The organism is Kitasatospora sp. NPDC048715 (genome assembly GCF_043198905.1).
In the GTDB taxonomy this organism is placed as follows: domain Bacteria; phylum Actinomycetota; class Actinomycetes; order Streptomycetales; family Streptomycetaceae; genus Kitasatospora; species Kitasatospora lactacystinica.
On record NZ_JBICVH010000028.1, the window covers coordinates 82,789 to 105,192 of the forward strand.

The 22,404-nt window shown below is 72.5% G+C and carries 19 protein-coding genes and 2 tRNA genes; 16 read left to right on the top strand and 5 right to left on the bottom strand.

Going from position 1 to position 22,404, the window contains the following annotated elements:
• Window positions 1–244: 244 nt before the first annotated feature.
• The 3 genes from ACGFSC_RS39595 to ACGFSC_RS39605 all read left to right on the top strand — a co-directional run bounded on the left by ACGFSC_RS39595 (window position 245) and on the right by ACGFSC_RS39605 (window position 4,363).
• Window positions 245–1,486, top strand: a complete 1,242-nt coding sequence (locus tag ACGFSC_RS39595; RefSeq protein ID WP_359899745.1) for a S8 family serine peptidase — start codon at window positions 245–247, stop codon at window positions 1,484–1,486.
• A 69-nt stretch (window positions 1,487–1,555) separates the two neighbouring features.
• Window positions 1,556–2,845 (top strand): S8 family serine peptidase, encoded by a 1,290-nt coding sequence (locus tag ACGFSC_RS39600; RefSeq protein WP_359899743.1) that lies wholly within the window; start codon window positions 1,556–1,558, stop codon window positions 2,843–2,845.
• A gap of 147 nt (window positions 2,846–2,992) precedes the next feature.
• Window positions 2,993–4,363 carry an MFS transporter gene (locus ACGFSC_RS39605; protein ID WP_359899741.1) on the top strand — a complete coding sequence of 457 codons (1,371 nt, stop codon included), beginning with the start codon at window positions 2,993–2,995 and terminating at the stop codon, window positions 4,361–4,363.
• Window positions 4,364–4,394: 31 nt separating this feature from the next.
• Here the strand turns inward: ACGFSC_RS39605 and ACGFSC_RS39610 are convergent, their stop codons facing one another.
• Window positions 4,395–4,991, bottom strand: coding sequence for a flavodoxin family protein (locus tag ACGFSC_RS39610; RefSeq protein WP_359899739.1), 597 nt, complete (start codon window positions 4,989–4,991; stop codon window positions 4,395–4,397).
• A gap of 182 nt (window positions 4,992–5,173) precedes the next feature.
• Here ACGFSC_RS39610 and ACGFSC_RS39615 point away from each other — a divergent pair, with 182 nt between their 5' ends.
• The 5 genes from ACGFSC_RS39615 to ACGFSC_RS39635 all read left to right on the top strand — a co-directional run bounded on the left by ACGFSC_RS39615 (window position 5,174) and on the right by ACGFSC_RS39635 (window position 9,299).
• Entirely contained in the window at window positions 5,174–5,653 is a 480-nt protein-coding gene (locus ACGFSC_RS39615) for a helix-turn-helix domain-containing protein (RefSeq protein ID WP_359899737.1), read from the top strand.
• A gap of 172 nt (window positions 5,654–5,825) precedes the next feature.
• A tRNA-Thr gene (locus ACGFSC_RS39620) sits at window positions 5,826–5,901 on the top strand.
• A gap of 170 nt (window positions 5,902–6,071) precedes the next feature.
• Entirely contained in the window at window positions 6,072–6,740 is a 669-nt protein-coding gene (locus tag ACGFSC_RS39625) for a response regulator transcription factor (protein ID WP_359899735.1), read from the top strand.
• A gap of 141 nt (window positions 6,741–6,881) precedes the next feature.
• The gene (gene galE, locus ACGFSC_RS39630) at window positions 6,882–7,859 is read left to right on the top strand and encodes a UDP-glucose 4-epimerase GalE (RefSeq protein ID WP_359899733.1); all 978 of its coding nucleotides are present in this window, start codon (window positions 6,882–6,884) and stop codon (window positions 7,857–7,859) included.
• Window positions 7,860–8,303: 444 nt separating this feature from the next.
• Entirely contained in the window at window positions 8,304–9,299 is a 996-nt protein-coding gene (locus tag ACGFSC_RS39635) for a LuxR C-terminal-related transcriptional regulator (RefSeq protein WP_392865042.1), read from the top strand.
• A gap of 75 nt (window positions 9,300–9,374) precedes the next feature.
• Here ACGFSC_RS39635 and ACGFSC_RS39640 read toward each other — a convergent pair whose 3' ends face one another.
• Window positions 9,375–9,872: a MarR family winged helix-turn-helix transcriptional regulator gene (locus tag ACGFSC_RS39640; protein WP_049660288.1), complete on the bottom strand. Its 498-nt coding sequence runs from the start codon at window positions 9,870–9,872 to the stop codon at window positions 9,375–9,377.
• A 111-nt stretch (window positions 9,873–9,983) separates the two neighbouring features.
• Between ACGFSC_RS39640 and ACGFSC_RS39645 the strand changes: the two genes are divergently transcribed.
• Window positions 9,984–10,781 (top strand): methyltransferase domain-containing protein, encoded by a 798-nt coding sequence (locus tag ACGFSC_RS39645; RefSeq protein WP_359899731.1) that lies wholly within the window; start codon window positions 9,984–9,986, stop codon window positions 10,779–10,781.
• A 55-nt stretch (window positions 10,782–10,836) separates the two neighbouring features.
• Here ACGFSC_RS39645 and ACGFSC_RS39650 read toward each other — a convergent pair whose 3' ends face one another.
• A complete protein-coding gene (locus tag ACGFSC_RS39650; RefSeq protein WP_359899730.1) occupies window positions 10,837–11,439 on the bottom strand; it encodes a TetR/AcrR family transcriptional regulator in 603 nt (200 codons plus the stop codon).
• Between the two features lie 212 nt (window positions 11,440–11,651).
• Complete coding sequence (locus ACGFSC_RS39655) at window positions 11,652–12,719, bottom strand: fatty acid desaturase (RefSeq protein WP_359899728.1); 1,068 nt, start codon at window positions 12,717–12,719, stop codon at window positions 11,652–11,654.
• Window positions 12,720–12,967: 248 nt separating this feature from the next.
• Between ACGFSC_RS39655 and ACGFSC_RS39660 the strand changes: the two genes are divergently transcribed.
• The 6 genes from ACGFSC_RS39660 to ACGFSC_RS39685 all read left to right on the top strand — a co-directional run bounded on the left by ACGFSC_RS39660 (window position 12,968) and on the right by ACGFSC_RS39685 (window position 17,922).
• Window positions 12,968–13,038: transfer RNA gene (locus tag ACGFSC_RS39660), tRNA-Gln, on the top strand.
• A 143-nt stretch (window positions 13,039–13,181) separates the two neighbouring features.
• Window positions 13,182–14,636 (top strand): bifunctional UDP-N-acetylglucosamine diphosphorylase/glucosamine-1-phosphate N-acetyltransferase GlmU, encoded by a 1,455-nt coding sequence (glmU, locus tag ACGFSC_RS39665; protein ID WP_359899726.1) that lies wholly within the window; start codon window positions 13,182–13,184, stop codon window positions 14,634–14,636.
• A gap of 203 nt (window positions 14,637–14,839) precedes the next feature.
• Window positions 14,840–15,817: a ribose-phosphate diphosphokinase gene (locus ACGFSC_RS39670; protein WP_359899724.1), complete on the top strand. Its 978-nt coding sequence runs from the start codon at window positions 14,840–14,842 to the stop codon at window positions 15,815–15,817.
• A gap of 280 nt (window positions 15,818–16,097) precedes the next feature.
• Window positions 16,098–16,685 carry a 50S ribosomal protein L25/general stress protein Ctc gene (locus ACGFSC_RS39675; protein ID WP_380539347.1) on the top strand — a complete coding sequence of 196 codons (588 nt, stop codon included), beginning with the start codon at window positions 16,098–16,100 and terminating at the stop codon, window positions 16,683–16,685.
• Window positions 16,686–16,874: 189 nt separating this feature from the next.
• Window positions 16,875–17,453 carry an aminoacyl-tRNA hydrolase gene (gene pth / locus ACGFSC_RS39680; RefSeq protein ID WP_359910057.1) on the top strand — a complete coding sequence of 193 codons (579 nt, stop codon included), beginning with the start codon at window positions 16,875–16,877 and terminating at the stop codon, window positions 17,451–17,453.
• A gap of 187 nt (window positions 17,454–17,640) precedes the next feature.
• Window positions 17,641–17,922 carry a hypothetical protein gene (locus ACGFSC_RS39685; protein WP_359910054.1) on the top strand — a complete coding sequence of 94 codons (282 nt, stop codon included), beginning with the start codon at window positions 17,641–17,643 and terminating at the stop codon, window positions 17,920–17,922.
• A 142-nt stretch (window positions 17,923–18,064) separates the two neighbouring features.
• On the opposite strand, the gene ppc is transcribed toward ACGFSC_RS39685, so the two are convergent.
• The gene (gene ppc, locus ACGFSC_RS39690; protein WP_359910051.1) at window positions 18,065–20,863 is read right to left on the bottom strand and encodes a phosphoenolpyruvate carboxylase; all 2,799 of its coding nucleotides are present in this window, start codon (window positions 20,861–20,863) and stop codon (window positions 18,065–18,067) included.
• Between the two features lie 259 nt (window positions 20,864–21,122).
• On the opposite strand from ppc, the gene ACGFSC_RS39695 reads away from it, so the two are divergent.
• On the top strand, window positions 21,123–22,388 hold the full coding sequence (locus ACGFSC_RS39695) for a histidine kinase (RefSeq protein WP_359910048.1): 1,266 nt from the start codon (window positions 21,123–21,125) through the stop codon (window positions 22,386–22,388).
• Window positions 22,389–22,404 lie beyond the last annotated feature (16 nt).

Consider the following 22,404-nt stretch of genomic DNA (forward strand, 5'->3'; position numbering starts at 1 on the left):
CGACTGCCCGGCCACTGGGCATCCCCAGTGGCCGGGCAGGCTTGTTCGGGGCACGCTTCCCGGTCGACGGAGAGATTGACGAGGAGTTGTGATGGGGCGGACGAACGCGCGAGGGCGTTGGCGGGCTGCTGCTGCGGCACTTCTGGCAGCGGGAATCGTGGTCGGCCCGGTCGCAGCACCCGCAGTCGCGGACGATACGGTCCGCGCGCGGCAGTGGCACCTGGATGCGATGCACGCTCCGGAGATGTGGAAGGTCTCCACGGGGCAGGGAGTCACCGTTGCGGTGATCGACGGAGGATTCAGGCTGGACCATCCTGACCTGGTGGGGCAGTTCCTGCCAGGAAAGGATTTCAGCGGAATTCCCGGCGGGGTGGGGTCGTTCAAGAACGGCCACGGCACGGAGATGTCCAGTTTGATCGCCGGTACCGGAAAGGGCGTGGGAGGGACTGGCGCGTCCGGTTTGGCACCCGGCGTCAAGATCCTGCCACTCAAGATCAACAACGGGACGGCCGAGTCCGTTGTCTCGGCGGATTTCCTGGATCAGATCGGGCAAGCCGTCAACTACGCGGTCGACCAAGGGGCAAAGGTCGTCAACATCTCGCAGGGGATTCCAGCCGTGACGGCTTCGCGGGATGCTGTGGCCAAGCTGGACGGGATTCTGGCCACTGCGCGCTCCAAGGGTGTCCTTGTGGTCTCCAGTGTCGGGAACGAGGCGAAATCCGGAAACCTGGTGTCCTACCCGGGCGGATTGCCGAACGTCGTGGGCGTGGGGGCCATCGACCGCCAAGGGACCGTTACGGACGAGTCGGAAACCGGTCCGCACGTCGCACTGGTCGCCCCAGGTGCGGAAATCCTCGCGGCTTGCACCTCGGAGACGGAGTACTGCAAGAGTCACGGGACGTCGGATGCGGCAGCTCTGGTCTCCGCCTCGGCGGCACTGGTCTGGTCGGTCCACAAGGACTGGACGGCGAATCAGGTTCTGCGGGTCCTCATCAACACGGCGAGCAGGCCGAACGGGGGAACGGTCCGTACGGATGACGCCGGCTGGGGTGCGGTGCGGCCGCGTATCGCGTTGACGGATCCGGGGGATCCGGGCCCGGCGAACGTTTCGCCGCTGCCGGCCGATGCGGCTACGCCGTCGGCGGTTCCGCAGCCGACGGCGAGTGCGTCCGCTCCTGCGTCGGCGGTGCCGGTTCCGCTGGAGAGTCCGACCGGTGTGGCCGCTGGTGCGCCGTCGGCGCAGCCGGAGGCGGGGAAGTCGTCGGGTTCGAGCAGCGCGCTGCCGATCGTGGGGGGTGTGGCGGCCGGGTTGGTGCTGGTGGCGGGCGTGGTGTTCGTGGTGATGCGGCGTCGGAAGCCGGCCACGCAGCCCGAGCCGGCCCAGGTGCCGCCGGTGCCGTCGCAGCAGCCGTTGGGGGCGATGCCTCCGGTTCCACCGTCGTACCAGCCGCCGGTGCCGCCGGAGGACAACCCGTACGCGAGGTAGTTCACGTTGTTGGGGGAACGCGGGATGTGGGCTCGTCGGCTTGTGGCTCTTGGAGCTGTGGGCCTGTGCGTGGTGGGGATCGCGGCGACACCGGCCACCGCCGATGACTCGATTCGCGCCGCTCAGTGGCATTTGGACGCGATGCACGCTCCGGAGATGTGGAAGGTCTCCAAAGGGGCGAATGTCACGGTTGCCGTGATCGATGGAGGCTTCAAGCTGGATCACCCGGATCTGGTCGGACAATTTCTACCCGGCAAGGATTTCAGCGGAAGTCCGGGCGGGGTCGGATCCTTTGCGGACGGTCATGCCACGCAGATGGTCAGCCTCATTGCGGGAACCGGGAAATCAGATGGGGGCAAGGGGGCCTATGGCCTCGCCCCGGGAGCCAGGATTCTCCCGTTGAAGATTTCCAATGGGTCCGAGCGGGCAGTGGTTTCGGCTGATTTCCTGGACCAGATCGGGCAGGCGGTGACGTATGCGGTCGAGCAGGGCGCCAAGGTCATCAATATTTCGCAAGGAATGGCTGCCGTCACGACTTCGCCGGCCGATGTGGTGAAGTTGAACAAGGTCTTGGCGTGGGCCCGGGCAAAGGGATCGCTGGTGGTCTCCAGCGTTGGAAACTCGGGAGATCAGGGGAACGTCGTCGAATACCCGGGAGCTCTGCCCAATGTGGTCGGGGTGGGCGCTTCGGACCGGAACGGTACGGTCACCGCCGAGTCCGAGCGCGGGCCGCAAGTGGTGTTCATCGCTCCCGGTGTGGACATGATCGGGGCCTGCACGGGCGCTACCGGGTACTGCAAGGGCCATGGCACATCGGATGCGACCGCCATTGTGTCGGCCTCGGCGGCTCTGCTGTGGTCGGTGCACCCGGATTGGACGGCGCATCAGATCCTCCGAGTCCTCATCAACACCGCGGGCAAGGCGAATGATGGGGCTGGTCGCAACGACCTCATCGGGTTCGGTGCGGTGCGGCCTCGTATCGCGCTGACGGATCCGGGGGATCCGGGCCCGGCGAATGTTTCGCCGCTGCCGGCTGACGCGGCTACGCCTTCGGAGGCCCTGTCCCCCGCGGCGAGTGCGCCGGCTTCGGCGGTGCCGGTTCCGCTGGAGAGTCCGACCGATGTGGCCGCTGGTGCGCCGTCGGCGCAGCCGGGGGCGGGGAAGTCGTCGGGTTCGAGCAGCGCGCTGCCGATCGTGGGGGGTGTGGCGGCCGGGTTGGTGCTGGTGGCGGGCGTGGTGTTCGCAGTGATGCGGCGTCGGAAGCCGGTCACGCAGCCGGAGTTGGCGCAGGTTCCGCCGCCGCCCCTGCCGTCGTACCAGCCGCCGGTGCCGCCGGAGGACAATCCGTACGCGAGGTAGTCGCCTGCGTGAGCAGGGCCGTGCGCGAAGGGCGCCAGGGAAGCCTGGCGCCCTTCGCGCGTGGTGGGGGCGCGGGGGCGGTGGGGTGCGCCGGGGTCACTCGGGTGGCGGATGGTGGGGTGGGGCGGGGGTGGTGAGGGTGGTGGTATGGATGCGGAGGATGCTGGGCGGGTCGGGCAGGTGCGGCGGGCGGCGGCTGCGGCGCTGATCGGGACGGCGATCGAGTTCTACGACTTCTTCCTTTACGGGACGGCGGCCGCGTTGGTGTTCGGGCCGGTGTTCTTTCCCGGGCTGGGCACGGTGGGGGCGTTGCTGGCGGCGTTCTCGGTGTACGCGGTGGCGTTCTTGGCCCGGCCGGTGGGGGCGGTGGTGTTCGGGCACTTCGGGGACCGGGTGGGGCGGCGGGCGACGTTGGTGGTGTCGTTGCTGCTGATGGGGCTGGCGACGGCGGGGGTGGGGCTTTTGCCGGGGTTCGGGATGTGGGGGTGGTGGGCGCCGGCGGTGCTGGTGGTGCTGCGGGTGTGTCAGGGCGTCGGCTTGGGCGGGGAGTGGGGCGGGGCGGCGCTGTTGATCGCGGAGAACGCGCCGGCCGGGCGGCGGGGGCGGTACGGGGGGTTCCTGCAGCTGGGGCCGACGATCGGGTTCGTGCTGGCGAACGGGGTGTTCCTGGCGTTGCAACTCGTCCTGGACGAGGGGGAGTTCCGCGCGTGGGGTTGGCGGGTGCCGTTCCTGGCCTCGTTCGTCATGGTCGCGGTGGGGTTGTTCGTCCGGCTGCGGGTCGAGGAGTCGCCGCTGTTCCGGACGGGGGTGCGGCGGGAGCGGCTGCCGGTGCTGGAGGTGCTGCGCGAGCACTGGCGCCCGGTGTTGGCGGGCGGTGGGGCGATCACGGTGGGGTACGCGCTGTTCTACCTGACCACGACGTACGCCCTGGCGTACGCGACCACCGGGCTCGGGGTGGCGAGCACGCTGGTGCTGTCGATGCTGCTGGTGGGCGCGGCGGGCATGGCCGCGACGGTGTGGCTGAGTGCCTCGTGCAGTGACCGGTGGGGGCGGCGGCGGACGCTGCGGTGGGCGACGGGCCTGGCCGCGGTCTGGTCGCTGGTGCTGTTCCCGCTGCTGGAGACGGTGAGCCGGCCGCTGATGTTCGTGGCGCTGGCGGGGGCGATGGTGGTGCTGGGCGCCATGTTCGGGCCGTTGGCGGCGTTCCTGCCGGAGCTGTTCCCGACCCGGGTGCGCTACACGGGCGCGGCGTTGACGTACAACCTGGGCGGGGTGGTCGGCGGGGCGACGACGCCGCTGGTGGCCACCCGGCTGACCGGGGCGTACGGGACGGCGCAGCCGGTGGGCTGGTACCTGGCGGTGCTGGGTGTGCTGGCCCTGGGGTGTCTGCGGATGCTGCCGGAGAACACCGGTGCGGAGCTCGGGTCGGTAGGCGGTTCGGTGGATGGCCCGGTGGACGGGTCCGCGGACGGCGAACGCCGCCGGGCGCCCCGGTTGGGGGCGGACCCGGCGGCGTAGTCGCCCGTGGGCGGACGCGGTAGCCCGGTGCTCAGCCGGCCAGGGCGGCGCGGCCGGCCAGCACGACGGCGGTGTGCCGGGCGACGCGCTCACCGAGGTGCTCGGCGGTGGCGATGTCGGCCTTGTGGACGGCCTCCGGGCCGGCGTCGGACGGGGAGGAGGCGGCGGCGCCGTTGAAGAAGCCGAGCCGGTTGAGGTCGTTCTCGGAGGCGGTGGTGGCGTTCCAGCCGGGCTTGAGGCCGAGGTTGACCCAGCTCATGCCGTGTTGGGCGGCGAGGGTCTGGAAGAAGGCGAGGGTGCCCGCCTTGTCGCCGCTCTTGGAGGCGGAGTTGGTGAAGCCGGCCGCGACCTTGTCCTTCCAGGCGTCGGTGAACCAGCGCTTGCTGGTGGCCTCGGCGAAGACGTGGAAGGCGCCGGAGGCGGTGCCCATGTAGGTGGGGGAGCCGAAGACGATCGCGTCGGCGGCGTCCAGCTGCGCCCACTGCTCCTCGGTGATGGTGTCGACGGCGATCGGGACGACCTCGGCACCTGCGGCGGCGGCGCCGCGGGCGACGGCCTCGGCGATCACGGCGGTGTGGCCGTAGCCGGAGTGGTAGGCGAGGGCGACGGTCGGACGGACGGCGGTCATGCGGCACTCCAGGGGGACGGGCGCGGGCCGGCGGCCAGCGTGGGAACGGGACGGGACGGGGCAGGGCGGGGCCGGGCGCACCGAGGTGGTCCGCAGCCCCGGCCTCGGCTGGTCTCCAATATAGACCAGGTCTCTATTGGTTACCAAGGGTGGATTGGAGACCTCGGGACTACCCTGGAAGCATGACGACGGAGGAAGCGGCCCGGGTCCGGCCCGGCCACCCCGCGGAGCGGGACGAGCAGGACGAGCGGAACGGGCAGGAAGGTCGGGACGAGCGGGACGAGCAGGGCGGGCAGGAGTACGACGTGTTCGCCCGGCTCTGTCCCAGCCGCGACGTGTTCGCGGAGCTGGCCGACAAGTGGTCGATGCTGATCCTGATGAGCCTCCTCGGCTGCGGGCCGCAGCGCTTCTCCGAACTCCAGCGCGGGGTCGGCGGGGTCAGCCGCAAGATGCTCACCCAGTCCCTGCGCAACCTGGAGCGCAGCGGACTGGTGCTCCGTACGGTCTTCCCGGAGACGCCGCCGCGGGTGGTCTACGACCTGCTGCCGCTCGGCCGTGAACTGGCCGAGCTGCTCGCGCCGGTCGGCCGGTGGGCGGAGCACCGCGCCGGGCGGATGGTGGTGGCCCGCGAGGAGTTCGACGCGGCCCACGGCGAGGACTGAGCCGGCCGCGGCGAGGGCAGGACCGCCCCGCGCCGTGGGGTCGGATCGGCCGATGGCGAGGGCCGGACCGGCGGAGCGCTCCGGGCGGAGGCCGATTTCCCTTCCCGGCCCGGAGCCGTGTAATGTCTTCCTTGTTCGAGCGGCCGGGAGAAACACCCGGACAAGCGAGCAAGCCCCTATAGCTCAGTCGGTAGAGCGTCTCCATGGTAAGGAGAAGGTCTGCGGTTCGATTCCGCATGGGGGCTCCACTGAAAGACCCTCGCCTGGCGGCGGGGGTCTTTCGCGTTCTCCGGCCGGTTCCGTACCGCCGATGCGCCCCGGCCTAGCGGGTCGGGTACGGAATGCGCTGTGATGGTGCGTCATCGGCCGCCCGCCCGAGGGGTGCGGGCGCGAGCCGGACCCCGACCTGGAGGGCGTCATGGGTGTTCGACTCGTGGTGGTGGACGACCACCGGCTGCTGGCCGAGGCGCTGGCCACCGCACTTCAACTGCGCGGCCACCGGGTGCTCGCGGTCGGTTCCCCGGCCGGCGTCGCCGCCGATCTGGTGGTCGGACGGCGGCCCGAGGTCTGTCTGCTGGGGGTGGCCGCGCCGGGGGAGTCGGGGGCCTTCGACGGGTTGCGCCGGATCCGCCGGGAGCGGCCCGAGGTGGCCGTGATCGTGCTCGGTCCGGTGGGTGAACTGCGCGGAGTGGCAGGGGCGTTCGCGGCCGGTGCGGCCGGGTACGTGCCCAGTGACGAGCGGATCGAGGTGGTCGAGCGGGCCATCGGGCGGGCGCGCGCGGGCGAGGCCGCGGTCGCGGTGGACATCCTGCGCGGGGCCTTCGACCAACTGCTGCGCCCGGCGGTCGAGCCGGACGACGAGGCCGTCCGGCTGCTGCGGCTGCTGACCCGCCGTGAGGTGCAGGTGCTGGCCCGGATCGCGGACGGCGAGGACACCGCGGCGATCGCCTCCGGGATGCGGATCGCCGCGAGCACCGCCCGGACGCACGTCCAGCGGGTGCTGATGAAGCTCGGTGCGCGGACCCGCCTGGAGGCGGCCGCGGTGGCGGCGCGCACCGGCCTGCTGGAGCGGATGGCCGGCGGCTGAGGACTTGGTGAGAAGGCTGGAAGCAGTCGCCCGTGTGGCGCGGAGCACCCCGGTGGCATTGGGAGAATGACCCCAGTCGTACGCATTCCGTCGATGGCTTCCGCCCGAACGGGCGGACCGTCGTTCGCTGGAGGTCGCAACATGAGTAAGTACCTGGTCACGGGTGGCGCCGGCTACGTCGGCAGTGTGGTCGCCGCCCACCTGCTGGAGGCGGGTCACCAAGTGACCGTCCTGGACGACCTCTCCACCGGTTTCCGCGAGGGTGTCCCGGCCGGTGCCGAGTTCGTCGAGGGCCGGATCCAGGAGGCCGGCAAGGTGCTGGACGGCTCCTTCGACGGCGTGCTGCACTTCGCCGCCTCCTCGCAGGTCGGCGAGTCGGTCGCGGACCCGGAGAAGTACTGGCGCAACAACGTGGCCGGCTCGCTGGAGCTGATCAGCGCGATGCGCGCGTCGGGTGTGCGCAAGCTGGTGTTCTCCTCCACCGCCGCCACCTACGGCGAGCCGGAGGCCGTGCCGATCGCCGAGACCGCCCGCACCGCGCCGACCAACACCTACGGCGCCACCAAGCTCGCCGTGGACCACCTGATCACCGGTGAGGCCGTCGCCCACGGCCTGGCCGCCGTCTCGCTGCGGTACTTCAACGTGGCCGGTGCGTACGGCAGTTCGTCCGGTGTCGCCTTCGGTGAGCGGCACGACCCCGAGTCGCACCTGATCCCGCTGGTCTTCCAGGCCGCGCTGGGGCAGCGTCCGCACATCGCGGTGTACGGCGACGACTACCCGACCCCGGACGGCACCTGCATCCGCGACTACATCCACGTCGCAGACCTGGCCGAGGCGCACCTGCTGGCGCTGGACGCGGCCGAGCCGGGCGAGCACCTGATCTGCAACCTGGGCAACGGCAGCGGCTTCTCGGTGCACGAGGTGATCGAGTCGGTCCAGCGCGTCACCGGCCGGGAGATCCCGGTGCGGGTCGAGGGCCGCCGGGCCGGTGACCCGGCGGTGCTGGTGGCCTCGGCCGCCCGTGCCCACGAGGCGCTGGGCTGGACCCCGCGCCGCCCGAACCTGGACGAGATCGTCGCCGACGCCTGGAAGTTCACCCTGACGAAGAACGGCCGGTGAGTGACGGCCGGCGGGCGACGGCCGGACCGGCCGCCGCGGGCCGCCGCTCCCGGGGTCTCCCGGGCCTCCGGGAGCGGCGCCCGGAACGGCCCTCGGGTGGTCCAAGTCCGGTCACTCACGCATCTTCTGACGAAACTTCACCGAATCGCCACGAGCGCGTTTCCCGCCCCGTAGGCTGAGTGCGGTACCGGTGGGGGCCGGCGACCGTTCGGCCTCACCGGCCACCGGTGGGCGGGCGGAACGGCGGGTCCGGAACGCGGATGCCGGGCCGGTCCCCGTCCCCGGGCTCGGGCGGTCTGAGCAGGGGGAGGGACTATGGGGCGGATTCGCGTCCTGGTGGTCGACGACCATCGGATCTTCGCCGAGGCGCTGGCCGCGGCACTGGCCGCCGAGCCGGACGTGGAGGTGGGGGCGGCGGGCAGCGCGGCCGCCGCCGAGCGGGCCTTGGAGCGTGCGGCCGGCGAGGGCCGGGCCTACGACGTGGCACTGATCGACGCCGACCTCGGCGTCGAGGCGTCGGGTGCCGGCGCCGCCGCGGGTGCGGCCGGGCCGATCGGAACAGCGGGCCCGGCCGGATTACCCGGCGGGCCCGGAGCGGCCGGTCCGTACGGAGGCTCCGGTCCGTACGGTGCCGCCGGTCCGTACGGAGGCCCCGGTCCGCACGGTGCGTCGGGAGTACTGGGAGCGCCGGGAGCACCGGGGGTATCGGGAGTCGGAGCGCACGCCCGCCGCCGGCCCGCCGCGGAGCACGGCGACGAGGCCCGGCGCGGTCGTGCCGCCCCGCCCGTGCCGCAGCCGCGCCGGGCGGCCGTACCGCCGGGGCCGCCGGTTCCGCTGTCGGGCGGCCTGCCGCCGGTCGCCCGGTCCGCGGTGGACCCGCTGCGGGGCGACCAGCTCAGACCCTCCGCCCAGCCGCCCGACGGCATCACCCTGCTGGCCCGCCTCCGCCGCGCCCATCCCGGACTGCGCGCGATCGTCCTGGCCACCGCCGACGACCCGCACCGCGCCGCCCGCGCCCTGCACGCGGGCGCCACCGGCTGGGTGGCGAAGGAGAGTTCGCTGGCCCGGCTGCTCGCGGTGGTCCGGGGGGTGCTGCGGGACGAGACGCACCTGCCGCCCGCGCTGCTCACCGGGGTGATCCGCGAGCTCACCACCGCCCGGCGGGACCGCACCGAGAGCGAGCGGCTGGTGGACACCCTGACCCCGCGGGAGAAGCAGATCCTGCGCTGCATGGTCGCGGGCCTCGGCCGGCAGGCCGTCGCGGAGCGGCTCTACCTGTCGCCGCACACCGTCCGGACGCACATGCAGAACGTGCTGGGCAAGCTCGGGGTGCACTCCACGCTGGCGGCCGTCGCGGTCGCCCGCCGGGCCGGGGTCAGTCCGGCCGAGCCGGCCGTGCCCGCGCCGCCCTCGGTGGTCGGCACCGTCGAACGGCCCTGAGCCGGGACCCGCGAGGCGGCCCCACGGGCCGGGACCCGCGAGGCGGGCCCACAGGTCGGGAGGCGGGAGCCGTCGTCAGCCCGGGATGTTGTCGAACGGGGCGACCAGCACCCGCAGCAGCGCGGCGAGTTCGGTCTGCTGGCCGGAGGTGAGCTGGGCGAGCAGTTCGCGCTCGTGCGCGAGCAGTCCGGCGAGCGCCTGGTCGGCGCGGTCGCGGCCGTCGTCGGTGAGCCGGACCAGTACGCCGCGCCGGTCGTCCGGGTCGGGCAGGCGCTTGACCAGGCCCTTGCCGGTGAGCCGGTCGATCCGGTTGGTCATGGTGCCGGAGGTGACCAGGGTCTGGGTGAGCAGTTGGCCGGGGGAGAGCTGGTAGGGGGAGCCGGCCCGCCGAAGGGCGGTCAGGACGTCGAACTCCCAGGGCTCCAGGCCGTGCTCGGCGAAGGCGGTGCGGCGGGCGCGGTCCAGGTGCCGGGCGAGCCGGCTGACCCGGCTGAGCACCTCCAGCGGCTCCACGTCGAGGTCGGGGCGCTCCCGGCGCCACGCTGCGACCAGCCTGTCGACCTCGTCCTCCATGACGATCAGTGTATCGGTGGATGTGTCGATGTGAAGTCTCTTGACATCGAGAAATGTGCCAGTGAGGCTAACGCGAGATATCTTGATGTCGAGATACCTGCGAGGTGAACCGTGACCACCCCCGTCTGGGACCCGGCGCAGTACCTGCGCTTCGCCGACGAACGCACCCGCCCGCTGCGCGACCTGCTCGCCCGCGTCCCCGCCCTCCCGCACCCCGGTGCCGAGGTGATCCTGGACATCGGATGCGGCCCCGGCAACTCCACCGCCGTGCTGCGCGAGCGCTGGCCGCGGGCCCGCCTCACCGGCGTCGACAACTCCGCCCCGATGCTGGCCGCCGCCCGCAGTGAGGGCGAGCCCGACGCCGAGTACCTGCTCGCCGACGCCCGCGACTACGACCCGGCCCCGGCCGGGCCCGACCTGATCGTCTCCAACGCCACCCTCCAGTGGGTGGACGGACACCTGGCGCTGCTGCCGCGCTGGGCGGACGCCCTCGAACCCGGCGGGGTGCTCGCCTTCCAGGTGCCCGGCAACTTCGACGCCCCCAGCCACACCCTGCTCGCCGACCTGCGCCGCAGCGCCCGCTGGCGGGACGCGCTCGGCGAGGAGGCCGTACGGGCCGGCGTCCATCCGCCCGAGCGCTACCTCGACGCCCTGGCCGCCGCCGGCTGCCGCCCGGACGTCTGGGAGACCACCTACCTGACCCTTCTGCCGGGGCCGGACCCGGTCCTGGAATGGGTCAAGGGCACCGCGCTGCGCCCGGTCCTCACCCGGCTCGCCGACCCGGCGGACCGGGCGGCCTTCCTCGCCGAGTACGGGCGGCTGCTGCGCGAGGCCTATCCGGCCGGGCCGCACGGGACGGTGTTCCCGTTCCGGCGGATCTTCGCCGTGGGGACCGGGCGGTCGGGCTGATCCGGGCTGATCCGGGCGGGCCGTGGCCGGGCCGGGGCGTTCCGGCCCCGGCCGGTCAGGCCGTGCGCTCGCCGACCAGCCGCGGGTGCCGCTCCAGGCCCTCCAGCCCGTGCCAGGCGAGGTTCACCAGGTGCGCCGCCACCGTCGCCTTGTCCGGCTTGCGGACCTCCAGCCACCACTGCCCGGTCAGCGCGACCATCCCGACCAGCATCTGCGAGTACATCGGGGCCAGCCGGGCGTCGAAGCCGCGGGACTTGAACTCCAGGCCCAGGATGTCCTCGACCTGCGTGGCGATGTCGCTGATCAGCGAGGCGAAGGTGCCGGTCGACTGGGCGACCGGGGAGTCCCGGACCAGGATCCGGAAGCCGTCCGTCGAGGTGTCGATGTAGTCCATCAGGGCGAAGGCCGCCTGCTCCAGCAGCTCGCGCGAGTGCCCGCCGGTCAGGGCCCCGGTCACCATGTCCAGCAGCAGCTGCATCTCGCGGTCGACGACCACCGCGTACAGCCCCTCCTTGCCGCCGAAGTGCTCGTACACCACGGGCTTGGACACCCCGGCGCGCTCGGCGATCTCCTCCACCGAGGTGCCGTCGTAGCCGCGTTCGGCGAAGACCGTCCGGCCGATCTCCAGCAGCTGCTCGCGCCGCTGCTTGCCGGTCATCCTGACCCGGCCGCCCCGGCGGCGCGGGGCCGCGGTCGAGCCGCCGCCGGCGCCCCGGTCCGGACCCCCGTCGCCGGTGCCGGCCGCCGGTGCAGCGGCCCGCGGACGGGCCGGCGCCGTGGCGGGCGCCGCGTCCGTCCGCGTGCCGTGGTGACCGCCTGTGCTGTCTGCGCTGCTCCCGTTCACCCCTACATCATGCTGGAAGCGCCGCCTCATGCGGCGCGGCGGGCGGCGATCCGCTGCGCGTCCGGCCAGCGGACGTCCCGGACCCAGCCGGCCAGCTCGAACCAGCGGATCAGCCGGGCCGAGGAGTCGATCTGCCCGCGCAGCACCCCGTGCCGGGCCGCGGTCGGGTCGGCGTGGTGCAGGTTGTGCCAGGACTCCCCGCAGGAGAGCACGGCGAGCCACCAGACGTTGCCGGAGCGGTCCCGGGAGCGGAACGGGCGGCGGCCGACGGCGTGGCAGATCGAGTTGATCGACCAGGTGACGTGGTGCAGCAGCGCCACCCGGACCAGCGAACCCCAGAAGAAGGCGGACAGCGCCCCCTCCCAGGACAGGCTCACCAGGCCGCCGATCAGCGCGGGGAGCAGCAGCGAGATGGTGGTCCAGAGCCAGAACAGCCGGGAGATCCGCCTTATGGCCGGGTCGCGCACCAGGTCGGGGGCGTACGTGGCCTGCGAGGTCTGCTCCTCGTCGAACATCCAGCCCATGTGGGCCCACCACAGGCCCTTCATCAGCGCCGGGACGCTCTCCCCGTAGCGCCACGGCGAGTGCGGGTCGCCGTCCTTGTCGCTGAACCGGTGGTGCTTGCGGTGGTCGGCCACCCAGCGCACCAGCGGGCCCTCGACCGCGAGGCTCCCGGCGATCGCCAGCGCCAGGCGCATCGGGCGGTTGGCCTTGAAGGCGCCGTGGGTGAAGTAGCGGTGGTAGCCGATGGTGATGCCGTGGCAGGTGAGGTAGTACATCGCGACGGTGATCGCGAGGTCCGTCCAGCCCAGTCCCCACCCCCAGGCCACCGGGACGGCGGCGACCAGGGCGGTGAACGGCACGAGGATGAACAGGGAGAGCGCGATCCGCTCGGCCAGGCCCTGCTTCTCCCCGCCACGGGTGGCGGACAGCCGGGTGGCCGCGGCGTCGGCGTCGGTGGTCCCGGCGGTCTCGGTGATCAGGGCCGAATCAGCCGGTTCGGCCGGGCCGGTGGGATCGGCGGGATCGGAGTCGGAAGACGGGGTGCGGGACGCGGCGTTCCCCGCGCGCGCCTCGCCGGCCTGGATGGTCATGGGGGTCCCTTTGCGGCGTCCCGGAGCGGGAGAGAAGCGGAGCTACGTTGGCGTAACCTACGGCATCGTAGGTTGCGCTCCGTGTCCAGGGGAACACTCCGCCGCGCGGCGCTTGAGTGAATTCACCCGACTGGATGGATGAACCGGGGGCCCGGCGCGTTCGGCCGCCGGGGGCGGAATCGGGCCCGCGGATCGACGCAAGCCGATACCCACGGCAGGGCCCTCTCCGGTAGGGTCTGACACGACTGTCCGCCGTGGTGTAATGGCAGCACAGGGCCCTTTGGAGGCCTTTGTCTGGGTTCGAATCCTAGCGGCGGAGCCTCTGCACGCCTCGGGTTCGGGCGTTTTCCCTCGCGCCGGTATTGTCGGTGCTGCTCGGCGGACTGTGCGAATGGCGACCGGCCTGGGTCCGGGCCGGGCCTGCTCTGCCCTCTCTGTGAACTTACCGAGGAGCCTCCCCGCATGGGTGCCAATTCGCTTGCCGCCGTTGTCGTGCTCGCCGCCGGTGGCGGGACCCGGATGAAGTCGAACAAGCTGCCCAAGGTGCTGCACGAGGTGTGCGGGCGCTCGCTGGTGGGTCACGCGGTCTCGGCGGCCCGGGAGCTGACGCCCGGCCAGCTGGTCGTGGTGGTCGGCCACCAGCGCGAGCAGGTCGAGGCGCACCTGGCGGAGCACTACCCGGCCACCCGCACCGCGGTGCAGGTGGAGCAGAACGGCACCGGGCACGCGGTGCGCACCGCGCTGGAGTCGCTGGCCGCCGACGGCGTGGCGCTGGACGGCACGGTCATCGTCACCGCCGGCGACTCGCCGCTGCTGACCGGGGAGACCCTGCGCCGGCTGGCCGACGCGCACATCGCCCAGCAGAACGGCGTCACCGTGCTGACCGCCGTCGTCCCGGAGCCCTTCGGCTACGGCCGCATCCTGCGGGACGAGGACGGCACCGTCGCCGCGATCGTCGAGGAGCGGGACGCCAGCGCCACCCAGCGCGCGATCACCGAGATCAACTCCGGCGTCTTCGCCTTCGACGCCAAGCTGCTCACCGCGGCGCTGGGCGAGCTCACCACGGACAACTCGCAGGGCGAGGAGTACCTGACCGACACCCTGGAGATCCTGCGCAAGGCGGGCCACCGGGTCGGCGCCGTGGTGGCCGAGGACCACCGGGACATCCTGGGCATCAACGACCGGGTCCAGCTGGCGCAGGCCCGCCGGCTGCTGAACGACCGCCTGCTGGAGCGGGCGATGCGCGAGGGCGTCACCGTGGTGGACCCGGCGACCACCTGGTTCGACGTGCAGGTCAGCTACGAGCCGGACGCCGTGGTGCTGCCGAACACCCAGCTCCAGGGCGCCACGCACCTGGGCGAGGGCTGCGAGGTCGGCCCGAACTCGACCCTCAAGGACACCCTGGTCGGCGCCGGCGCCCGGGTGAGCAACACCACGGCCGACCGCGCCGAGGTGGGCGAGCTGGCCACCGCCGGTCCGTACGCCTACCTGCGGCCCGGCGCCAGGCTGGCCCGCAAGGCGAAGGTCGGCACCTACGTCGAGGTGAAGAACTCCGAGCTGGGCGAGGGCGCCAAGGTGCCGCACCTGTCCTACATCGGCGACGCGACGATCGGCGAGGGCACCAACGTCGGCGCGGCCTCGGTCACCGTGAACTACGACGGCGTGAACAAGCACCGCACGGTCATCGGCGCGCACTGCCGCACCGGCTCGGACAACATGTTCATCGCCCCGGTCACCATCGGTGACGGCGCCTACACCGCCGCCGGTTCGGTGATCACCGGTGACGTCCCGGCCGGGGCACTCGGTGTGAGCCGGGCCACGCAGCGCAACATCGACGGCTGGGTCGAGCGCAAGCGCCCCGGGACGGCATCCGCGCAGGCCGCGAAGGCTGCGGCGGACGGGGCCGAGCAGGCCTGAGCGGGCGGGCCCGGGGGCCGGGGGCGGTCCCGAGGCGGACGGTTTCTGCGCGGGCGCGTAACCTTGGGGACATACGTGCGCCACTGGGCTTACCGCCCGTGTCCGGGCGTACCGACAATTCCCCCTACCCGTGCCACGAGCGGGCCCTGCCTGCCCGCCACCGGGTCGAGGGTTCAGCGTTCGCAACGCGAGGAGACGGTGCAGTGAGCGGGATCACGACGTCGGGTGAGAAGAAGCTGAAGCTCTTCTCCGGCCGTGCCCACCCGGAGCTGGCGAAGGAGGTGGCCGAGGCGCTCGGGACCGAGCTGGTCCCCACCAAGGCCCTGGACTTCGCCAACGGCGAGATCTACGTCCGCTTCCTGGACTCCGCGCGCGGCGCGGACTGCTTCGTGATGCAGAGCCACACGGCTCCCATCAACCAGTGGATCATGGAACAGCTGATCATGATCGATGCGCTGAAGCGGGCCTCCGCCAAGAGCATCACCGCGATCCTGCCGTTCTACGGCTACGCCCGCCAGGACAAGAAGCACCTCGGCCGCGAGCCCATCTCGGCCCGGCTGATCGCCGACCTGCTGCGCCAGGCCGGTGCGGACCGCCTGATGGCCGTGGACCTGCACACCGCGCAGATCCAGGGCTTCTTCGACGGCCCGGTGGACCACCTGTTCGCGCTGCCGCTGCTGGCCGACTACATCGGCGGGAAGGTCGACCGCTCCAAGCTGACCGTCGTCTCGCCGGACGCCGGCCGGGTGAAGGTCGCCGACCAGTGGTGCGACCGGCTGGACGCCCCGCTGGCGATCATCCACAAGCGCCGCGACATCACCCAGGCCAACACCATCCTGTCGGCCGACGTCGTCGGTGACGTCAAGGGCCGGGTCTGCGTGCTGGTCGACGACATGATCGACACCGCCGGCACCATCTGCGCCGCGGCCGACGCGCTGTTCGACAACGGCGCCGCGGACGTCGTGGTCGCGGCCACCCACGGTGTCCTCTCCGGCCCGGCCGCGGACCGGCTGAAGAACTCGCGGGTCAGCGAGTTCGTGTTCACCAACACGCTGCCCACCCCGGCGGAGCTCCAGCTGGACAAGATCACCACCCTCTCCATCGCCCCGTCGATCGCCGCCGCGATCCGCGAGGTGTTCGAGGAGGGCTCGGTGACCAGCCTCTTCGAGGGCGTGCACTGACGAAGGCCCGTGCAGGCGGCCCCGGTCCGGACGGACCGGGGCCGCCGCCGATTTCGCGGGAGGCCGCAGGTGCGGTTAGACTCGTGAAACTGCTCGGCGAGGGATGCCGTGCGCCCGTTCGACGGGTGCCCGATCCGTGATCGACGCGCTGCCGGTGCCGGATTCCCGTCCGCCCGGCAGGCCGTTGCCGCCGAGTGACCCCCGAACGTACTGAGGGTGTGGTCCCGGCGGTTTTTCGCGTTGCCTGCACCCCCGCGCCATTTCCACGAGGAGTGCAGTCGTGTCCGAGATCCGTATTGCCGCTGAGACCCGTTCCGAGTTCGGCAAGGGTGCCGCCCGTCGTGCCCGCCGCGCCGGCTTCGTCCCCGGTGTCGTCTACGGCCACGGCCACGCCCCGGTTCACCTGAACCTGCCCGGCCACGACCTGATGATGGCCCTGAAGACCCCGAACGCCCTGCTGGTCGTGCCGATCGAGGGCAAGGACGAGTACGTGCTGCCGAAGGCCGTCCAGCGCGAGGCCATCAAGCGCACCATCGAGCACGTCGACCTGCTGCTGGTCAAGCGCGGCGAGAAGGTCACCGTCGAGATCCCGGTCCACACCGAGGGCGAGCTGGCCCCGGGCGGCAACCTGGTGGAGCACGTCCTGCAGTCCCTGCCGATCGAGGCCGAGGCCACCCACCTGCCCGAGTCGGTCACCGTCTCCGTCGAGGGCCTGGAGGCCGGCGCCTCCATCCACGCCAAGGACATCGTCCTGCCGGCCAACGTCTCGCTGGCCGTCGAGGCCGACGCCGTCGTGCTGCAGGTCATCGCCGCCCAGGCCGCCCCGGTCGAGGACGAGGCCGCCGAGGCCGAGGGCACCGAGGCCTGAGCCTCCTGACGCCCAATTGCTGAGACCGCTGCCCCGGTCGCTCCCGCTGGAGCGACCGGGGCAGCGGTGTGTCCGGGATGATGACGTCGAGCGCGAAGTCGAGGAGAGAAGCGTGAGCGAGCGCAGCGAGCGAGCCATGGAGAGGTGCGCGGTCCGCGAAGCGGCCGCCGAGCGCAGCGAGGTGGGCGCATGAGCGAGGACTACGACGGCCCCTGGCTGGTGGTGGGGCTGGGCAACCCCGGGGAGCAGTACGCCCGGAACCGGCACAACATCGGCTTCATGGTGGTGGACCTGCTGGCGCAGCGGATGGGTGCCAGGTTCAAGGCGCACAAGAGCCGGGCGCAGGTGGCCGAGGGACGGCTGTCGGGCAAGCGGGTGGTGCTGGCCAAGCCGATGTCCTTCATGAACCTCTCCGGCGGGCCGGTGACGGCGCTGCGCGACTTCTACAAGGTGCCGGCCTCGGCGCTGATCGCGGTCCACGACGAGCTGGACATCGACTACGCGGCGCTGCGGCTGAAGCTGGGCGGCGGGGACAACGGCCACAACGGCCTGAAGTCGATCACCAAGTCGCTGGGCCCGGACTACCACCGGGTGCGCTGCGGGATCGGCCGTCCGCCGGGCCGGATGGAGGTCGCGGACTTCGTGCTGAAGGACTTCTCCTCGACCGAGCGCAAGGAGCTGGAGTGGTTCGTGGACCGCTCGGCGGACGCGGTGGAGGCGCTGCTGTCCGAAGGGCTGGAGCGGGCCCAGGGCACGTACAACTCCTGATCGCCACTGACCGTCCGTCAGGACCGTGCGCGGGTACGCAACGGTCGTACAACGCTTGCCCGTCCACACCTGAATCGGTGTGAGAACCCCGTGCGGGATCGGATAGCGTCGGCCGGGTACGCGAACGAGTCCTGGGGAGTTCTCGATGCGGGGATTGCGTCCGGTCCGCCGAGTGCGGCGGAGCCGGGTGGTCGAGCTGAAGCGGCTCGGGCGGCGGGTCGGTACGGCCGGCGCGCTGGGGGCGGCCGGCGTCCTGCTGTCGAGCGGTGCGCTGGCGCACGCGGAGCCGGTGGCCGAGTCGGACCCGGCGGTCTCCCCGGAGCCGGCGGCGGCGCAGTTCGGCCCGGTGCTCGGCGATTCGATGGGCCCCGACGCCGGGTTGCTGGCGGTCGGCGGCGGCCTGGTGGTGGCGGCCGGCGGCGCGGCGCTGTGGCTGAAGCGCAGGCGCGCGGGCGAGGTGGCGGAGTAGCACCCCCGCGCGGAGCAGGAGCCCTGCGCGGAGCGGGAGTTCCGCACTGGGCAGCACCCCCTCCGTGCGGAGCGGGAGCCTCACGGCGATGGGCCGGTGTCCCGGACGGGACACCGGCCCATCGGCCGTTCTCGGGCGGCCGTCAGCCGGTGTTGCGCAGGCCGGCGGCGATGCCGTTGACGGTCAGCAGCAGCGCGCGGGCGCGCAGCGGGTCGTCCTGGCGCCCGGCCGAGAGCTCCTCGCGCTGGCGGCGCAGCAGCGCGACCTGGAGGTAGGAGATCGGGTCGAGGTAGGCGTCGCGGACGGCGAAGGTCTGCTTCAGCACCGGGTTGTGCTCCAGCAGTTCGTTCTCGCCGGTGAGCCGCAGCACCTCGCGCAGGGTGAGCGCGTGCTCGGCCTTGATCTCGTCGAAGACGTGGCGCAGTTCGCCGGGCACCAGCTGCTCGACGTAGTGCTGGGCGATCCGCAGGTCGGTCTTGGCCAGTGTCATGGCGACGTTGGACAGGAAGTTGCGGAAGAAGTGCCACTCGCCGTACATCTCGTCCAGCACGCCGCCGAGGCCCGCCGCGCGGGCGGCCGCGAGGCCGGAGCCGACGCCGAACCAGCCGGGGACGATCTGCCGGGACTGGGTCCAGCCGAACACCCACGGGATGGCCCGCAGGCCGTCCAGGCCGGCGCCGGAGTCGGGGCGGCGGGACGGGCGGGAGCCCAGGTGCAGCGAGGCGAGCTGGTCGACCGGGGTGGCGGCGAAGAAGTACTTCGGCAGGTCCTCCTGCTCGACCAGGCCGCGGTAGGCGGTGTGGGCGGCCTCGGAGACCTGGTCCATCGCGGCGTCCCAGCGGGCCAGCGACTCGGGGGCCTGGCGCGGGGCGGTGTGCAGCGCGGAGGCGGAGAGCGTGGCGGAGATGGTCAGCTCCAGGTTCTCCCGGGCCAGCGAGGGGAGCAGGTACTTGTCGGAGATGACCTCGCCCTGCTCGGTGACCTTGATCTCGCCCTCCAGGGTGCCCCAGGGCTGGGCCAGGATGGCCTCGTGCGAGGGGCCGCCGCCGCGGCCGACGGTGCCGCCGCGGCCGTGGAACAGGCGCAGCCGGATGCCGTAGCGGTGGGCGACGTCGCGCAGGCGGCGCTGGGCGCGGTGGATCTCCCACTGGGAGGTGGTGATGCCGCCGAACTTGGAGGAGTCGGAGTAGCCGAGCATGACCTCCTGGACGTCGCCGCGCAGCGAGACGAGCAGGCGGTAGGACGGGTCGGAGAGCATCTCGTCGAGGATGCGGTCGGCCTGCTGGAGTTCGTCGGTGGTCTCCAGCAGCGGCACGATGCCGATCTTGGCGATGCCGGCGTGCAGGTCGATCAGACCGGCCTCGCGGGCCAGCACGGTGGCCGCGAAGACGTCGTCGGCACCCTGGCACATGGAGATGATGTAGCTCTCGACGATCTCGTCGCCGAAGCGCTCGAAGCCCTGGCGGATCGTGTTGAACACGCCGAGGGTCTTGGTGCCGGCCTCGTCCAGCGGGGCCGGGGTGGGGGCGAGCGGGCGGCGCGAGCGGAGCTCCTTGGCGAGCAGCTTCTGCCGGTACTCGCGGGGCATGTCGGCGTAGCGCCACGCCTCCTCGCCGAGCCGGTCGAAGAGCTGGCCGAGGGCGTGGTGGTGGGCCTCGGCGTGCTCGCGCACGTCCATGGTGGCGAGCTGCAGTCCGAAGGCCTCGACGGTGCGGATGGCGCGGGCGAGGCGGCCGTCGGCGATGAGCTCGCCGCGGTGGGCGCGCAGCGAGTCCTGGATCAGCCGCAGGTCGGCGATCAGCTCGCGGGTGCCGAGGTAGTCGCGGCCCTCGACGTGCGGGGTGCCGCCGGCCAGCCGCTCGCGGGTGTTCTCCAGCTTGAGCCGGATGCAGGTGGCCTTGAGGCGGTAGGGCTCCTCGGCGTTCATCCGCTTGTAGCGCGGGCTGAGTTCGGGGAGCAGGTGCAGATCGGTGTTGAGCGAGGCGAGCAGTTCGACCGAGGCGCCGGCCAGCCGCTCGGAGGTGGAGAGCGTGTTGCGCAGGTCGTCGATCGCGGAGAGCGCGTCCTTGATGCCGTACTCGTGCTGGAGGTTGAGGACGTCCCAGGTGACCTGCGGGGTGACGTTGGGGTTGCCGTCGCGGTCGCCGCCGATCCAGGTGCCGAAGGTGAGCGGCCGCACGCCGTCGGGCAGGCCCAGGCCGACCCGGGCGAGCTCCTCGTGCAGCTCCTCCAGGACCTCGGGGACGGCCTCGCGGTAGAGCTCGTCCAGGTAGTAGACGGCGTTGCGGGCCTCGTCTGTGGGCTCGGGGCGGGCGATGCGCAGCTCGTCGGTCTGCCAGAGCAGGTCGATGACCTCGGCCAGGCGGCGGTCGGCGGAGCGCTTGGCGCTGCTGGTGCGGGCCTGGTCGGCGGCGGCCAGGCCGGAGGTGACCTCGTCGCGGTGGATGCGGTCGAGGAGCTCGCCGATCCGGCGCAGCTTGTTGAGGACGCTGCGGCGGGCGGCCTCGGTGGGGTGCGCGGTGAAGACCGGGCGGACCGCGAGGTGGGCCAGGGTGTCCTGGAGCTGCTTGGGGTCGGCCTCGGCGAGCTGGTCGGCGGTCTGCGCGAGCAGCGAGCCCTCCCGGGCGCGGCGGGTGGCGAGCTCGCGGCCGCGGTGCACCTGCTCGGTGACGTTGGCGAGGTGGAAGTAGGTGGAGAACGCCCGGACCAGCTTGGCGGCGGTGTCCAGGTCGATGTCGGAGAGGAGTTCGGCGGTGGCCTCGCCGTCGGTGCGGCTCAGCAGGCGGACCTGTTCGACCAGGCCCAGCAGCTGGGGACCCTCCTGGCGGACCAGCGTCTCGCCCAGCAGGTCGCCGAGGCGTCGGATGTCCGCACGCAGGGCGGCATTGTCGGCGACGACGGGCGTGGGGCTGTCCGCCGGGGTGGGGACCGGAGCGGTCACGGCTGGCTCCCTCTGGTGGTGGGGTTCGGCAACGGCTCATCGTCACAGGTCCACACGGGTGTGGCGGGTGTGACGCGTGCGGACCGCGCTGTCCGACGCGACCAGCATAGGTGTCGGGGCGGGTGCTGTCCGCGAGGTGGCCGGATGGCGGACAGGGCTGCCGAAAACCACCTGTGGTCTGGACCACTTGACGGCTTCGGGGGGTGTGCCGGGAGATCCCGGTGGGGAGGGGAGGGGGTTGCCGCTTACGCTGTGGGGCATGAGCAAGTCGCCTGGGGAGCGCATGCCGGTCCGGTGGTTCTGGTGGTGGAAGCGGCCGCGCAGCGCCTTCCTGGACGTCGGGCTGGGGCTGCTCGCCGCGGTGGAGTGCGCGGCCAGCACGATCGCCTTCCTCTCCGCCCGGATACACGTCAGCACCGCGGGAGCGGTCGGCATAGCCGTGCTCGGCACGCTGGCCGGCGGCTCGCTGGTGGTGCGCCGGCGCTGGCCGGCCGTCCCGGTACTGGTGACGCTGCTGGTGATGCCCGGCATGCTGGGCGTGGTGCTGCTGGTGGTGGCGCTGTACACGCTGGCCTCGACCTGGGAGTGGCCCTCGCGCCGGCGCCGGGTGGTGGCGCTGTCCGGGCTGGCCTTCGCCGAGGCGGCCGCGGTGATGGCGGTGTCGCTGATGACGCCCGGCGACATGGTGGACCCGCCGCCGCTGTGGGGTCAGATCCTGCTGTCGCTGCTGGTGTCGGTCGGGCTGACCGTCGCCCCGGTGGTGACCGGACTGTACGTCGGCGCGCGGCGGCGGCTGATCGAGTCGCTCAAGGACCGCGCCCACGGCCTGGAGACCGAGCTGGACCTGCTGGCCGAGCAGGCGCAGGAGCGCGCCCGCCGGGCCCGGTTGGAGGAGCGCACCCGGATCGCCCGGGAGATGCACGACGTGGTGGCGCACCGGGTGTCCCTGATGGTGGTGCACGCAGGGGCGCTGGAGCGGATCGCCGGCAAGGACCCGGACAGGGCGGCGCAGAGCGCCAAGCTGATGGGTGAGGTGGGCCGGCAGGCGCTGAACGAACTGCGCGAGATCCTCGGGGTGCTGCGGATGGACGACGAACGGCAGCCGGAGCCGGACTCGCTGGCCGGGCTGCCGCGGCTGGTCGACCAGTCCCGCGCGGCCGGGATGGCGGTGACCCTGACGGTCAGCGGCAGCCGGCAGGAGTTCACCGGCGAGGCCGAGCAGACCGCCTACCGGGTCGTCCAGGAGGGCCTGACCAACGCGCACAAGCACGCGGGCGGCGCCCAGGTGTCCGTCCTGCTCTCGTACGCGCCGAACGGGGTGCGGGTGGCCGTGGTGAACGCCTGCCCGGGCGGGGAGCGGGGCGCGGCGAAGCTGCCCAGCGGCGGCAACGGGCTGGTCGGGATGCGGGAGCGGGTGATCGCGCTGGGCGGCACCTTCTCCTCCGGGCCGGAGGCGGACGGCGGGTTCCGGATCGAGGCGGTGCTGCCGTCCCGGCTGGCGGTGCGGGCCGAGCGGCTGCGCTGAGCCGTCCCCGGCCCCC